The organism is Listeria sp. PSOL-1 (assembly GCF_902806445.1).
In the GTDB taxonomy this organism is placed as follows: Bacteria; Bacillota; Bacilli; order Lactobacillales; family Listeriaceae; genus Listeria.
Genome location: NZ_LR760298.1, coordinates 893662 through 907165 on the forward strand (window position 1 = coordinate 893662; position 13504 = coordinate 907165).

The 13504-nt window shown below is 36.7% G+C and carries 13 protein-coding genes; 4 read left to right on the plus strand and 9 right to left on the minus strand.

The annotated features are described in order from the left end of the window. Window positions 1-4: 4 nt before the first annotated feature. Window positions 5-1132, minus strand: coding sequence for an alanine dehydrogenase (gene ald / locus G6Q10_RS04380; RefSeq protein ID WP_163653354.1), 1128 nt, complete (start codon window positions 1130-1132; stop codon window positions 5-7). 203 nt (window positions 1133-1335) lie between these two features. Here ald and G6Q10_RS04385 point away from each other — a divergent pair, with 203 nt between their 5' ends. Then, window positions 1336-1785, plus strand: a complete 450-nt coding sequence (locus tag G6Q10_RS04385) for a universal stress protein (protein WP_163653357.1) — start codon at window positions 1336-1338, stop codon at window positions 1783-1785. 161 nt (window positions 1786-1946) lie between these two features. Here the strand turns inward: G6Q10_RS04385 and G6Q10_RS04390 are convergent, their stop codons facing one another. The 7 genes from G6Q10_RS04390 to G6Q10_RS04420 form a co-directional block, all read right to left on the minus strand. After that, entirely contained in the window at window positions 1947-3143 is a 1197-nt protein-coding gene (locus G6Q10_RS04390; protein WP_163653359.1) for an acetate kinase, read from the minus strand. Between the two features lie 10 nt (window positions 3144-3153). Next, entirely contained in the window at window positions 3154-4164 is a 1011-nt protein-coding gene (locus tag G6Q10_RS04395) for a class I SAM-dependent methyltransferase (protein WP_163653362.1), read from the minus strand. Between the two features lie 144 nt (window positions 4165-4308). After that, window positions 4309-4830 (minus strand): RDD family protein, encoded by a 522-nt coding sequence (locus G6Q10_RS04400; protein WP_163653365.1) that lies wholly within the window; start codon window positions 4828-4830, stop codon window positions 4309-4311. 12 nt (window positions 4831-4842) lie between these two features. Then, complete coding sequence (gene sppA, locus G6Q10_RS04405) at window positions 4843-5859, minus strand: signal peptide peptidase SppA (protein WP_163655727.1); 1017 nt, start codon at window positions 5857-5859, stop codon at window positions 4843-4845. 42 nt (window positions 5860-5901) lie between these two features. Further along, complete coding sequence (gene thiI, locus G6Q10_RS04410; RefSeq protein ID WP_163653368.1) at window positions 5902-7113, minus strand: tRNA uracil 4-sulfurtransferase ThiI; 1212 nt, start codon at window positions 7111-7113, stop codon at window positions 5902-5904. Continuing rightward, the gene (locus G6Q10_RS04415) at window positions 7114-8250 is read right to left on the minus strand and encodes a cysteine desulfurase family protein (protein ID WP_163653371.1); all 1137 of its coding nucleotides are present in this window, start codon (window positions 8248-8250) and stop codon (window positions 7114-7116) included. It abuts the gene before it with no gap. Between the two features lie 134 nt (window positions 8251-8384). After that, window positions 8385-10103: a septation ring formation regulator EzrA gene (locus G6Q10_RS04420; RefSeq protein WP_163653374.1), complete on the minus strand. Its 1719-nt coding sequence runs from the start codon at window positions 10101-10103 to the stop codon at window positions 8385-8387. Between the two features lie 259 nt (window positions 10104-10362). Here G6Q10_RS04420 and G6Q10_RS04425 point away from each other — a divergent pair, with 259 nt between their 5' ends. The 3 genes from G6Q10_RS04425 (at window position 10363) to G6Q10_RS04435 (ending at window position 12177) form a co-directional block, all read left to right on the plus strand. Then, on the plus strand, window positions 10363-10851 hold the full coding sequence (locus G6Q10_RS04425) for a GAF domain-containing protein (RefSeq protein ID WP_163653377.1): 489 nt from the start codon (window positions 10363-10365) through the stop codon (window positions 10849-10851). Window positions 10852-11069: 218 nt separating this feature from the next. Next, window positions 11070-11672, plus strand: a complete 603-nt coding sequence (gene rpsD, locus G6Q10_RS04430) for a 30S ribosomal protein S4 (protein WP_163653380.1) — start codon at window positions 11070-11072, stop codon at window positions 11670-11672. Between the two features lie 154 nt (window positions 11673-11826). Next, on the plus strand, window positions 11827-12177 hold the full coding sequence (locus tag G6Q10_RS04435; RefSeq protein ID WP_163653384.1) for a YxeA family protein: 351 nt from the start codon (window positions 11827-11829) through the stop codon (window positions 12175-12177). A gap of 41 nt (window positions 12178-12218) precedes the next feature. Here the strand turns inward: G6Q10_RS04435 and tyrS are convergent, their stop codons facing one another. After that, entirely contained in the window at window positions 12219-13475 is a 1257-nt protein-coding gene (gene tyrS, locus G6Q10_RS04440) for a tyrosine--tRNA ligase (protein ID WP_163653387.1), read from the minus strand. Window positions 13476-13504: the final 29 nt, after the last annotated feature.

A 13504-nucleotide genomic window follows, 5' to 3' on the forward strand; every position in this document is an offset into this window, starting at 1 on the left:
TCCTTTAAGAGTGAACATTTTGTAGTAGAATACTCAACTCCTGATGTTCATAATCAAGTGCATCTGCTACTGCTTTATACGTTACATGGCCAGAAAATGTATTAACCCCTCGGTATAAATGATAATCATCCGTTACAGCCTTAATCAAGCCAAGATTTGCCAATTTCAATCCAAAAGTCAGTGTAGCGTTCGTTAATGCTGTTGTAGACGTTCTTGGTACAGCACCCGGCATATTCGCTACAGCATAATGGACGACACCATGTTTTGTATAAGTTGGTTCATCATGCGTCGTTACACGATCTGTCGTTTCAAAAATGCCACCTTGATCAATCGCCACATCTACAAGAACTGATCCTGGCTGCATTTGTTTAATGACGTCTTCTTTTACAAGTTTTGGTGCTTTTGCCCCAGGAATAAGAACAGCTCCAATTACTAAATCAGAACGTTTTACCGCCATTTCAATATTATAATCATTACTCATTAATGTTGTTGCCGCATTACCAAAAATATCATCTAATTCACGTAAGCGATTCAAATTTAAATCTAAAATCGTCACACGTGCGCCTAGTCCAATGGCTATTTTAGCAGCATTTGTTCCTGCCATTCCGCCACCAATAACGGTGACATTACTTCTTTCAACGCCAGGTACAGCACTTAAAAGAACGCCCATCCCACCATTTATCTTTTGTAAAAATTGCGCACCAATTTGTGTCGCCATTCGTCCAGCAACTTCACTCATTGGACTAAGTAGCGGTAATGAATGATCCTCTAATTCTACGGTTTCATAAGCGACACTATTTACTTTATTGTCAATTAACGCCTTGGTTAGTTCAGGTTCATTTGCTAAGTGTAAATATGTAAATAGCAATAAGCCCTCTCTAAAGTATTGATATTCAGAGGCGATTGGTTCTTTTACTTTAACAACCATTTCTGCACTCCAAGCTTCCTTAGCTGTATCAACAATCGTCGCACCTGCTTTTTCATAATCATGATCATGAAAACTAGATCCTATGCCTGCTCCCTTTTCGATCAATACTTTGTGACCAGCATTTACATAAGATAATACGCTTGCAGGTGTCATGGCTACACGATTCTCGTTATTTTTAATTTCTTTTGGTACCCCTATAATCATATGTTACCCTCTCCTTTATAGTAATCGCTTACATTTCCTATGTTAACATAGATAATCCAAAATGAACAAATAGAAGGTTTTCGTTTTATAAAAAAGATTTTTATTAGGAACCGCTTAAGTGAAATCGTTTTGATGGTTGATTAAGTTAAAAAAGGGTAAAATAGAAATGACAAAAAAGATATTTCCTTTGGGAGGGATGTAAGATGTTACAACAATACGAACGTGTACTTGTTGCTGTTGACGGATCAAAAGAGGCCGAAGCTGCCTTTAAAAAAGCGATACAAGTGGCTAAAAGAAATAATGCCGCACTTGGAATTGTCAATGTCATTGATACTCGCGCCTTTTCTTCGGTAGCAAATTACGATACAAGCATGGCTGACAAAGCAACAGAATATGCAGATGAACTACTAACTAGCTATAAAGAGGAAGCAACAAAAGCTGGTGTTAGTAATGTCGAAACTTTTATTGAATATGGCTCACCTAAAACAGCGATTACAAACGACGCTGCTCAAGCATTTAAAGCGGATTTAATTATGTGTGGGGCCACTGGTTTAAACGCGGTGGAACGCTTACTTATTGGTAGTGTATCACAACAAATTATTACACACGCTCCTTGTGATGTTCTTGTTGTTCGGAGTGAAGAAGCAAAATAACTTAAGTAAAAGAGCCTAGGACAGCGTGCGATTCAGCTATCATAGGCTCTATATTTTGAAATTAAAGAGGTTTTTGCCAGAATTCGGAAAAAGAGCGTATGACTGTACGTTGGAGCCGGAAGTCTGATAAACCTCTTTCTTTATTTTGTTTATCTTCTAGATTAAGCACGCTCATTTTTTATGCGTTCAACATCGCGAGCAATCATTAATTCTTCATTTGTTGGGACAACAAGTACTTTAACAGGAGAATGCGGATAATTTAAGAATGCTTCTTCACCATGAACCTGATTTAATGCTGGATCCCAATATACCCCCATAAACTCTAATCCTTGCAACACTTTTTCACGAATAAAGGAGCTATTTTCACCAATACCTGCTGTGAAAATAATCGCATCAACCCCATTCATGCGAGCAGCATAAGAACCGATATACTTATGAATGCGATCTACAAAAACTTCGAGTGCTAAATCAGCGCGCTCATTTCCTTTAGATGCCGCTTCTTCTAAATCACGAAGATCACTTGAAATTCCAGAAACACCAAGCATACCAGATTCTTTATTTAAAACATCGAGTACCTGTTCCGCTGTTTTACCCGTTTTTTCCATGATAAATGGAATAAGCGCAGGATCAATGTTTCCAGAACGAGTTCCCATTGAAACACCGGCAAGTGGCGTGAATCCCATAGAAGTATCAATCGATTTACCGCCTTCAATCGCTGCAATACTGGCTCCATTTCCTAAATGACAAGTAACTAAGCGTAATTTTTCAATCGGTTGCCCAAGTAGTTCTGCCGCACGCTCAGAAACATATTTATGACTTGTTCCATGAAAACCATATTTACGAATGCCATAATCTTTATAATAATGATATGGCAGGCTATAAAGGAAACTCTTAGGACTCATTGTTTGGTGGAATGCTGTATCAAAAACAGCAACCGAAATAACATCAGGTAATACCTTACGAAAGGCACGAATACCTGTAACATTTGCTGGATTATGAAGTGGTGCAAGTTCAGATAATGCTTCGATCGCTTCAATTACCTGATCATCAATATAAACAGAATCTGGGAATTTTTCCCCTCCATGAACAACGCGATGCCCTATTCCGGTAATTTCATCATAAGCTTTAATAATATGATGCAAAATTAATTTCTCAAGGAGCATTTGTACAGCGACCTCATGATCGGGAATATCGATAACCTCCGTTATTTTTTCTCCATCTACAGTGATTGTAAAAATTGAATCCTTAAGACCTATTCTTTCAACAATACCCTTTGTAATCACTTCTTCAGAGGGCATGTTATATAATTGGAACTTTAGTGATGAACTTCCCGCATTAATTGCAATTGTTTTTTCCATATTCTTCTTCTCAATTCCCTTCCTGATTTTTCAATTTAAACCAATTTTCAATCTGTGCTAAAATCGGAGCCGTAATTTTTGGATCAGACAAGCTTGAAAGGTTGGCTAAAAGAACTTCCTGTGGTGGTTTTAATAATTCTGCCTTCTTTTGCAAAATCAAAATACTCTTTCGTGCTTTTTCGCTTTTGAAAAGTGTTTCTGGTAACTTAACAATCCCTTCTACATAACCATGTTTTTTAATGACGCGTTCTAATTCAGCAAAATCCCCTGTACTAAATAACGCATCTGGTACTAGGAAAAATAAATAGCCTCCTGGTTTAGTATAACGAAGGCCTTGCTCAATAAATAAGAAGTGCGCAAAAGAATGTCCATCATGTCGTTTTAATTCAAAAGCGCTTGCTCGTTTATCGTCTGGGTAATAACCAATCGGTAAATCACTAAACACAACATCTACCGGATCAACGAATAAATTGCTTAGACCATCCTGATGAAGGAGGCTTGTTGGTAGCTTTTGCAAATCTGAACTAACGAGTGCAAGCGATATTAATAATTCGTCAACTTCAACCCCCGTTGCCATGATTTCTTTCTGCCCATCAAGTCTTAACTGTCCGATAACCGTTGTCAGTAAATTCCCTGTTCCACAAGCTGGATCAAGTAAACTGATTTGTTTCTTTCCTGCGAGGGACTTTTCGACCAAGTACGCAATAATAAACCCGATCGAGTCAGGCGTCATTTGATGATTGGTTTGAATCCCTTGTTTCATCCCTTTTAAAAATGCAAGTTGAAGCCCTTTACGGATATCTTCAGCTGCAAAATGCTCAAGGTTAATTTTTTGATAGGCGAGAGAAAGTTTATTGACCTTTTCAGTAGGTAATTCTTCCTTCTGCAAAATTTCATTCTGAAAAAGATTCTCGCTTGTCTCATAAACAGCTTCCAAGTAACTTATTTCAAGTTCATTTTGCAAAACAATAGCTGTTTCATCCAAGACTTGGAACAGTTCAGAGGTTTCTCCATTTGTCAAAAGTAACACCTCTAATTTCTTTCATTACTAATATCAAGGAATATTATACCTTATTTAAAGTGAAGTTAAAAGCATTTTAGCTAAACAAACAACACAATCATGTTAAAGCAAAAGAAGGATTATCAAAACGCAGCTGACTACGAATTATAATGCTTTTTTCCATTTACTATTTTCCTTCAAAAATCCTTCATGAATAACTGCTGTTTCTTCTATTAAATCTTGTATCCCTTGTTTGAAAGGTGTAAAAGCGACGACAAGATAAAGTGGCCAAATCGTTTTTAACACAAAGCGCAGTGCACCTTCACGAATGAAAACATTGCCCCATGTCAGCGTCTTCTTATCAGAGCGAATAACTTTTAAGCCAAATAACATCTTTCCAAGCGTTTGACTAAAAAATTTTGTCATTAAAATAAAGTAAAGCAAAAATAGTAATGTACTGAAAAACCAGTAGCTCGAAAAAAGACCATTTTGTGTAGGTAACTGAAACAAACGATACAACGAATTTAAAAAGATGCCATTACATGCTGCAATGATAAGTAAATCAAGCAAATAAGCACAAAAACGAATCCAAAATCCAGCAAAGTACACTTTAGCAAGGTCAGCAAATGGTTTTTCTTTGCTTACATAGTGATAAATTGGTCGTTCTTGTTTGACTGATTCTTCCATGTTTTTCCCTCCCTATCCGCCATAAAGATACATGATACGTGGAGCTTTAGCACTTCCTAATTGCTTCATCATCGTGATAATATCGCTATGATTTAAACCGCTAATTCTTTTAGCACTTGCTTCAAACAGCGATCCGATACCCGAATTTGATTCATAGCGAATGACACTTGCTCCCTTTAATTTGTTTTCTTTTTTAAGCGCATGAAGCGTATCTTCCTGGTAACCAAAATCGTCAATTAAACCAACCTTTTTTGCTTGCCTACCATCATAAATCCTGCCATCTGCAATTTTACGAACTTCTGCTTCTGATAAATGTCTGCCAGCCATAACAACGTGTACAAATTCATTATAAGAATCATTAATCATATTTTGCAAAACTGTACGTTCATCTGTGGTCATTTTACGCGTCTCACTCATCATGTCTTTGTATTTACCACTTTTAATCGTATTTTCACTAATGCCAACTTTTTTCATTAATTCACTGTAATCATATCCTTGCATAATGACGCCAAGAGACCCTGTCATTGTTTCTTTGCTAGCAAAAATTTTATCAGCAGCAGTGGCTATATAATAACCACCTGAAGCAGCCATACTCCCCATTGAAACATAGATAGGAATTTTACGTTTCTTTTTTATTTGTACTAATTTATCATGAATTTGTGCGGATTCCATAACGCCGCCACCTGGTGAATTGATCGTAAGCAAAATTCCTTTTATTTCAGGCGTGTTTTGAATCGTTTCAAGCTGTTCCATAAAAAAAGAATGATTATACCCAGAAGAGCCTAGCGATAAGCTTGATTCTCCAGTATCTTGAATGGTCCCATCTACACTTAACAGTGCGATCGCATTCTCATTCCCGTCCTCTACAACAACTTCACTTATTTCATCATCTGCTGAAAATAAATGACTAAGTAGCGAACCCTTTTTTTCTTGATCACTTGTTAGCATTGTTGTGGCAAGCTTCGTTATCCCACTTACAACCAAAAGCAAAGCAACCAGTCCTAGTGCAATCCAACGTTTTGCATTCATCATTTTCTCCCCCTTTTAAAAAATTAATTTCTACAAATAAAATTAAAATAAATCAGCAAATTCGTCTTTTATTTCTTGATTTTGAGTCATTTCAACAGAAAATGTCACTGTGTTTTCAATCGCTTTTTGTAATAAGCTTTCAAAATCAATAAAACTTTCGTAGTACTCTACTTTTTCAAGTTTAGGTTTTGTTTTTGGCGCACTTGGTGTAAAAATTGTACAGCAATCTTCAAATGGTTGAATAGAAAGCTCAAATGTGTCAATTCTTTGTGCAATTTCAATAATCTCATTTTTATCCATAGAAACAACGGGCCGAATAATTGGTGTATTGGTTACAGCGTTAATCGCGACCATACTTTCTAACGTTTGACTCGCTACCTGGCCTAAGCTTTCCCCATTTACAATCGCAAGTCCATTTCGCTTCGCACGGATTTGATCGGTTATTTGCATCATTAAGCGGCGAGTAACGGTCATAATATAACTTTCTGGAATTTGTTTTTTTATCGCTTCTTGAATTTCTGTAAAAGGGACGATATTCATTTGGATTTGACCACTATAGTTGGTTAATTTCCGCGCTAAATCAATGGCTTTTTGTTTTGCTTGCTCACTTGTATAGGGCGGACTATGAAAATGAACCGCTTCTATTTCCACACCGCGCTTCATTGCTAAGTAACCAGCAACAGGGCTATCGATGCCACCTGAAAGCATTAGCATCGCTCGACCAGATGAACCAACGGGAAGACCACCACTTCCCTTTATTTGTTCACATGATAAAAAGACGCCATCTTGTCTTACATCAATATTTAATTTCACATCTGGATTTTTGACGTTTACAGAGAGGTCAGGAATTTCTCTTAAAACATGTGCGCCGATTTCTTGGTTTAACTCATTCGAATCAAGCTCGAATGAATGATTACTTCTTCTAGCAGCCACCTTAAATGTTCCATCTTTTTGATGGCTATCTTTGACAAGTTGTGTTGCAGCTTCTTTTATTTGATCTAAACTTAAATCCGTTTTAACAACCGGGCTAAATGATTGAATTCCAAAAACAGATGTGAGACGCAGAAGAACAGCTTTATGATCTGCTCCATTTAAGTAAAGCTGCATCCGGTCTCTTTCACCATGCACTTTCACTTCTTTAAAATCTTTGACCACACGTTTGACATTTTTGGCTAGCACCGCAACAAAACGTTTACGATTTTTACCTTTTGTTGAAAGCTCGCCATATCTAATTAATATTCTTTCAAATTCCACTTATTTCACCACTTCATTTAATTTTTGGATCACATGCTTAAACGTTTGAACAAAAATTTCTGCCTCTGCTAATTGGTTTGTATAAGATAAACTAAGCCGAATTGCAGAAACTGCTATATGATCAGGTACACCCATCGCCCGAAGCGTACTATTTTCTAATTTACTACGAGAAGAACAAGCACTGGTTGTCGACAAAAAAATCTCTTCTTTCGCTAAAGCATGAACAAGAACTTCTCCTCGGTGTCCCTTTACTGAAAAACAAAGAATATGCGGTGCAGCAAAATTTTCTGATGTATGCAAAACAACATGGGGGATCTTTGTTAATTCTTGTCGCAAAAATCGCTGGATTGCTTTCATTTCATTTAAATGCTTCGCCATATTTTCTAATTCCAGTCGAAGTGCCTTTGCAAAAGCGACCGCCCCTGCTGTATTTTCCGTACCACTCCGAAGATCAAACTCTTGTCCACCGCCCCTTATTTCGCTATGAAGTTCTACATTCTTGCGTTTAACCAAAATCCCCGTGCCATTTAAGCCATGTAATTTGTGTCCAGATATACTTAGCAAGTCAACATTTTTTAACTGTAGCGGAACTTTGGCAATTCCTTGTACTTGATCAACATGAAAATAGGCATTGGTTTTTGTTTTTACTATTTCAGAAAGTTCTTCAATAGGTTGAATCACACCTACTTCATTATTGACATGCATGATTGAAACAAGAATTGTCTCTGCAGTTAATGCCTTTTCTAAGTCTAAGCAAGATACCCGTCCGTTTTGATCAACGGGTAAATAAGTGATGGTAAACCCTTCTAAAGCGAGCTCCTTCATCACCTCTTTAACAGCGGGATGCTCAATTTCTGTTGTAATCATGTGTTTGCCTCTTGCAGAATAACGACGCGCGATGCCTTTGATTGCTAAATTATTGCTTTCTGTTCCGCCAGAAGTAAAAATAACTTCTTCTGGTTTCACATCAAGTAATTGAGCAGTTTGCTTACGTGCTTCCTCATGCAATTCTCTTACCTTTTGACCGAACTGATGGAGTGAAGACGGATTGGCAAAATAATGACTAGCTACTTTTGTGTATGTTTCAAGTACAGCCTGATATGGTTTTGTCGTTGCACTATTATCAAAATAAATCATAAAGTCTCTTCTCCCTGAACCAATATTTTATCCTATTTGTCAAACTAAAAAAGAGTTGGAAGAAAGACACAACAATCTCATCCTTTGTAAGGTTTGGCGAACTTAAAGAATGTTTTCACTCGATTTGTACGTATCTATGCCATACTTTCTTCGGTAGAAATTTCTGCGGCATACATCTTTTCAATCTTTTTAAACGCGCCAGCTTCTACTTTTTCGAGTGCCGTTACTGCAATTTCAAGTGCTTTTTTATAATTAAAATCACGGTAAAAATGACTTTCAGCTTTATCAAGTTCAGCTTTTAATTCTGGGTTTTGTAATCGATAGCGATTAGCGTATTGAACCACATGTTCGACTAATCGAGCATTCTCGACCATTTCGTCCGCTCTTTGAACCAAATGCGACAAATCTTCATGTGCCGTGCGTAGCTTCTCTGTGACGGCTTTCATATCAAGTGGTTTTTCAGAAAGGCGTTCTTCAAGTGCAACAATGGAGGTTTCCATGTGATCTCGTAATGAAACGTATTCTTCTGGAAGACCTGGCAACCTCGCGCGACTTAGCTTGCGATTTAACTTAGTAATTTCACTACGCATCCGCTTAGCTTCATTTTGCGCCTCTAGTTCATCTTTTCGAAGTGACCGTAAGTCTTCTCTTAATTGATCTTGTGAACTTGCTACTTGGTCTAAGGTCACATTGATTTCTTTTAATGTGTCACGTGCTGCTGAATAAGCAATTTCTAGATTGGAAAGCAAAGTAGTTAACTGATTCAAATTTTCTTTTTGTTCACTTAACATAGCAGAAGTCTTTAAATAGGCAGCTAACTCTTCTTCACTGATATGATAGGTTTGCTTCACTTCTGCGATTTGTTCCGCTAGTTCAGAAGAAACGTTCGTTTGCGCTTCTAAGCGATCAAAAATAATACTTCGGTTTTCTTTTACAAAAGCCTTAGCATCCACTTCCTGTTCTAACATATCATAAAATAAATTAATGATCGTATGAAGCTCCTTTTTACCAACTTCGGCAACATCAAGTTCACGATCATGAATATTTTTTCGCAATTTCGCAATTTGCGCTTTCATTCGCTCTAGCTCACGACTTAATTCAAGTTGTTCTAGGTAGTAACCTTTATGTACCATTTCATCGTAGCCAGCTTGAAGCTGTTTCAATTCATTGGGTAAAACAATCTCTGTCTCATGTAAAAGGCTTGGTATACGTTCGATTTGCTCGGAAATTAAGGCAACGTCTTTTTTTACACCGATGATTAATTCGCGTGCTTCTAAGTGATCGCCTTGATCTGTTAACTCATCATAACGGTCAATCTCAAGCGTGATTTTATCTAGTTCATGCTTGACTGTTTCAAGTACATCGCCAAGTTTAAAGCCTCTAGCCAAAACCTCTCGTTTAAGTTCAGAAAACTGTTCTTTTATCAAACGACTTTCTTCTGCGTTTCTTTCTTCACTTGTAAGAAGTTCACTCAAGCCACTAAGAATTTGATTTATTTGCCGCTCAATGATAGCAAGCATTTGACTGATATCATTTTCGCTTTTTGTTGCATCACGAAATTTATAACGATCCGTACTCATTTCTGCCTCTAAAATCACTTCTTCTACATCTGGAAAAAGCTTTGTTTCAATTTCATCCCAAGAAGAGCGCCATGATTCAAATAACTTTTCTGTTTCTCCTGTTAATTTTAATTTCTTCACTTTAGAAAGTTCGCTAATTACTGGGCGGTCCCGTAATTCTATTTTTTGTTCCTCTAACTCATTTATTCGCGTATAATGTTTTTTCTTCAAAAAATAACCGGCACTAAAAAGAATAATAACTAAAACAATAAAACCGATTAACAAATAAAGCATCAAAAATCCTCCAATCAACATGTACTATTTGAACTTAGTATATTTATTCATATTATGTATGTAACGCTGCGTTCCCCTCTATTTTACTTCTAACATACTGAGTATATACATTTTTTATTTTAACATGATTTTTCAATAATTACTTCTTATATTCATCATTCTCTTAAATTTTTCTACTAAGGGACGGCTATTTTGTTTTTTATAGCGATATGATATAATTGAAAATATTTTATATTTCAAGAAAAGTGGTGTATAACAGATGATTGAAGTCCCAAAATTCAACGGCACAAAAGAAGAAAATTACGCATTATGTTTGAAACAAATTAAAGCAATGATTAACGGTGAGCCAAGTATCATTGCCAATTTAAGCAATGTAAGCTCGTTACTTAATCAAGCCTTAACTGAAATTAATTGGGTGGGCTTTTATTTATACGAGGAAACAAGCAATCAATTGGTTTTGGGCCCATTCCAAGGGCTTCCTGCATGTATCCGTATCCCACTTGGAAAAGGTGTTTGCGGAGTTGCAGCTGAAAGTGGTAAATCTCAAATTGTAGCTAATGTTAATGAATTTGACGGCCACATTGCTTGTGATGCTAAAACAAATTCAGAAATTGTTATCCCGCTTTTTAAAAATGGACAACGAGTTGGCGTACTTGATATAGATAGTCCAAATATGAATCGATTTGATGAAACTGACCAAAAATGGCTTGAAAAAGTTTGTGAACTGTTAGTAAATGAAATGCCGTAATCAGTTGACATTCGCTTGTTTTTCAGCTATACTAAAATTCGTGTAAAATGCAGCTTGTATGAAATCTTGAAGTTGGTGTGTTGTTTATCCCCAGAACACTGTGGTATATTGTGTAACCCTGCGGCTGCTAAGGTGAAGATATATAAAGATAAACTGCCCTAACCTCATGTCATACTCGTTTGTTTTATGCTAAAACAAATTAAAGGAGGAGTCTATTAATGGCTCGTTACACTGGTCCAAGCTGGAAGATTTCCCGTCGTTTAGGGATTTCACTTACCGGCACAGGTAAAGAATTAGAGCGTCGCCCGTATGCTCCAGGACAACATGGTCCTAATCAACGTAAAAAAATGTCTGAATATGGTTTACAACAAGCGGAAAAACAAAAGTTACGTCATATGTATGGCTTAACTGAACGTCAATTTAAAAATACGTTCTTAAAAGCTGGTAAACTTCCAGGTAAACATGGTGAAAACTTCATGATCCTACTTGAACAACGTCTTGATAATGTTGTTTATCGTATGGGCTTAGCGCGTACACGTCGCGCAGCACGTCAATTAGTAAACCATGGTCATATTTTAGTAGATGGCAAACGCGTAGATATTCCATCTTACCAATTATCTGTTGGTCAAGTGGTTTCTGTTCGTGAAAAATCTGCTAAAAACTCTGCAATCGCTGAAAGTATTGAAGTTTCAAGCTTCGTTCCTGAATATGTTACTTCTGATGCAGAAAAACTTACAGGCTCTTTAAAACGCCTACCAGAACGTTCTGAGATTGCTGCTGAAATTAACGAAGCACTTATCGTTGAATTTTACAGCCGTTAAGGTTCAAGCTGTGATAATCATTTTTTGGTTATCGCAGTTTTTTTTATGCGCTAAATGACAATTTTGTAAGCTAAACCAGCGTTTTTGTCATCTATTTCGCATGATTCTTTCCCCTAATATCTTTATAATATTAAAAAGGAAGAGGGTGACAAACATGAAAAAAGTATTTATTGCGATTGCTATCCTTCTAGCTATTGGAGTCATTGCTTTCTTTTATCTCGATTTCAATCGCATTGGTGCCGAAAATTATTACCTAAAAGTCACAAAAGACGGAAAAGCAGCGGCCTTTACCGCGGATGATGGCCAAAAATTTATGAATTATAAATATCAACTAACAGGCTATAAAGACGATGGCACCCCCAAAAAGCTAGAATTCACAGCCCAGAAAAACTTACGAAAAAAAGCTTACTTAAAAATTTTCTATAAAAAAGGCAAAGGTGTTACTTCATATGAAGAAGTAAAGCAAAAAGAAATTCCAACAAAAGCTGCTAAACAGCTAGATTAACGCTAAAAAGCAAGCAGATCCAAAGAATCGCTTGCTTTTTTCTAGAATTTTATAAGAAAGTACTTTTTCTTTCCACGCCTAATAATAATAAATTTATTTTCAATTCGATCTGTTGCCTTGACGACTTTTTCTAAATTCTGGGTACGTTCACCATTTAAATAAATCGCTCCATTCGCAATGTCTTCACGTGATTGTCGTTTAGAAGGTTCAATACCGAGCTCCACAAGAAAATCAACTAACAAAGCATCTTCATCAGCGGCTTCAAAAGTTGGTACCTCTTTAAATCCTTGTTCAATTTCACTTGCAGTAAGCGACTTTACATCACCGCTAAATAAGGCTTGTGAAATTTTAATTGCTTGTTTAAGCGCATTTTTTCCATGAATAAATTCCGTCATTTCGCTTGCAAGTGCTTTTTGAGCAGCACGTAGATGAGGTTCTTTTTCTACTTGTATGCTTAATTCTGCGATTTCTGTTTGCGATAAAAACGTGAAATATTTCAAATATCTAATCACATCGCGGTCATCTGTGTTGATCCAAAACTGATAGAACTCATATGGTGTTGTCTTTTCCGGATCTAACCAAATTGCCCCACCTTCTGTCTTCCCAAATTTTGTTCCATCAGCTTTAGTTAATAGCGGAATAGTTAAACCGAACGCTTTAGCATTTTCGCCTTGTTTTTTACGAATTAAGTCAAGGCCAGCTGTAATATTTCCCCACTGGTCACTACCGCCAATCTGCAGCTTGCAGTGATGATGCTCATACAGATAATTATAATCCATCGCTTGTAAAATTTGATAAGCAAATTCTGTAAATGAAATTCCTATTTCAAGACGACTGGCTACAATATCTTTAGCCAACATCGTATTCACATTAAAGTTCTTACCATAGTCTCTTAAAAAATCTAAAATACTAAGATCTTTTGTCCAATCATAGTTATTAACCATGATCGCTGCAGAAGCTCCTGTAAAGTCAAATATTTTTTCTAATTGCGCACGTAAACTAGCAACATTCTGATTAATTTGCTCAATTGACTGCAATTTACGCTCTTCTTTTTTACCACTTGGGTCCCCAATTGTTCCAGTAGCCCCGCCAACGACAATAATCGGCTTATGCCCATAATTTTGAAAGCGGCACAAAATCATAAAAGGAATTAAATGGCCAATGTGCATTGAATCCCCAGTTGGGTCAATGCCACAATAAAGCGAAATCGCCTCTTTATTTATCAGTTCTCTTAAGCCGGTTTCATCCGTTTGCTGATAAATCGCGCCACGCCATTCTAATTCATCAATAATGTTCATTTTCTTATCTCCTTTTCAGTACGCAAAAA

Coding starts and splice junctions, on each gene's coding strand:
- sppA (WP_163655727.1), bottom strand. CDS start 5,859: ATGAATGCAAAACGTTGGATTGCACTAGGACTGGTTGCTTTGCTTTTG.
- G6Q10_RS04400 (WP_163653365.1), bottom strand. CDS start 4,830: ATGGAAGAATCAGTCAAACAAGAACGACCAATTTATCACTATGTAAGC.
- G6Q10_RS04420 (WP_163653374.1), bottom strand. CDS start 10,103: ATGCTTTATTTGTTAATCGGTTTTATTGTTTTAGTTATTATTCTTTTT.
- G6Q10_RS04385 (WP_163653357.1), top strand. CDS start 1,336: ATGTTACAACAATACGAACGTGTACTTGTTGCTGTTGACGGATCAAAA.
- G6Q10_RS04390 (WP_163653359.1), bottom strand. CDS start 3,143: ATGGAAAAAACAATTGCAATTAATGCGGGAAGTTCATCACTAAAGTTC.
- ald (WP_163653354.1), bottom strand. CDS start 1,132: ATGATTATAGGGGTACCAAAAGAAATTAAAAATAACGAGAATCGTGTA.
- G6Q10_RS04435 (WP_163653384.1), top strand. CDS start 11,827: ATGAAAAAAGTATTTATTGCGATTGCTATCCTTCTAGCTATTGGAGTC.
- G6Q10_RS04415 (WP_163653371.1), bottom strand. CDS start 8,250: ATGATTTATTTTGATAATAGTGCAACGACAAAACCATATCAGGCTGTA.
- rpsD (WP_163653380.1), top strand. CDS start 11,070: ATGGCTCGTTACACTGGTCCAAGCTGGAAGATTTCCCGTCGTTTAGGG.
- tyrS (WP_163653387.1), bottom strand. CDS start 13,475: ATGAACATTATTGATGAATTAGAATGGCGTGGCGCGATTTATCAGCAA.
- G6Q10_RS04425 (WP_163653377.1), top strand. CDS start 10,363: ATGATTGAAGTCCCAAAATTCAACGGCACAAAAGAAGAAAATTACGCA.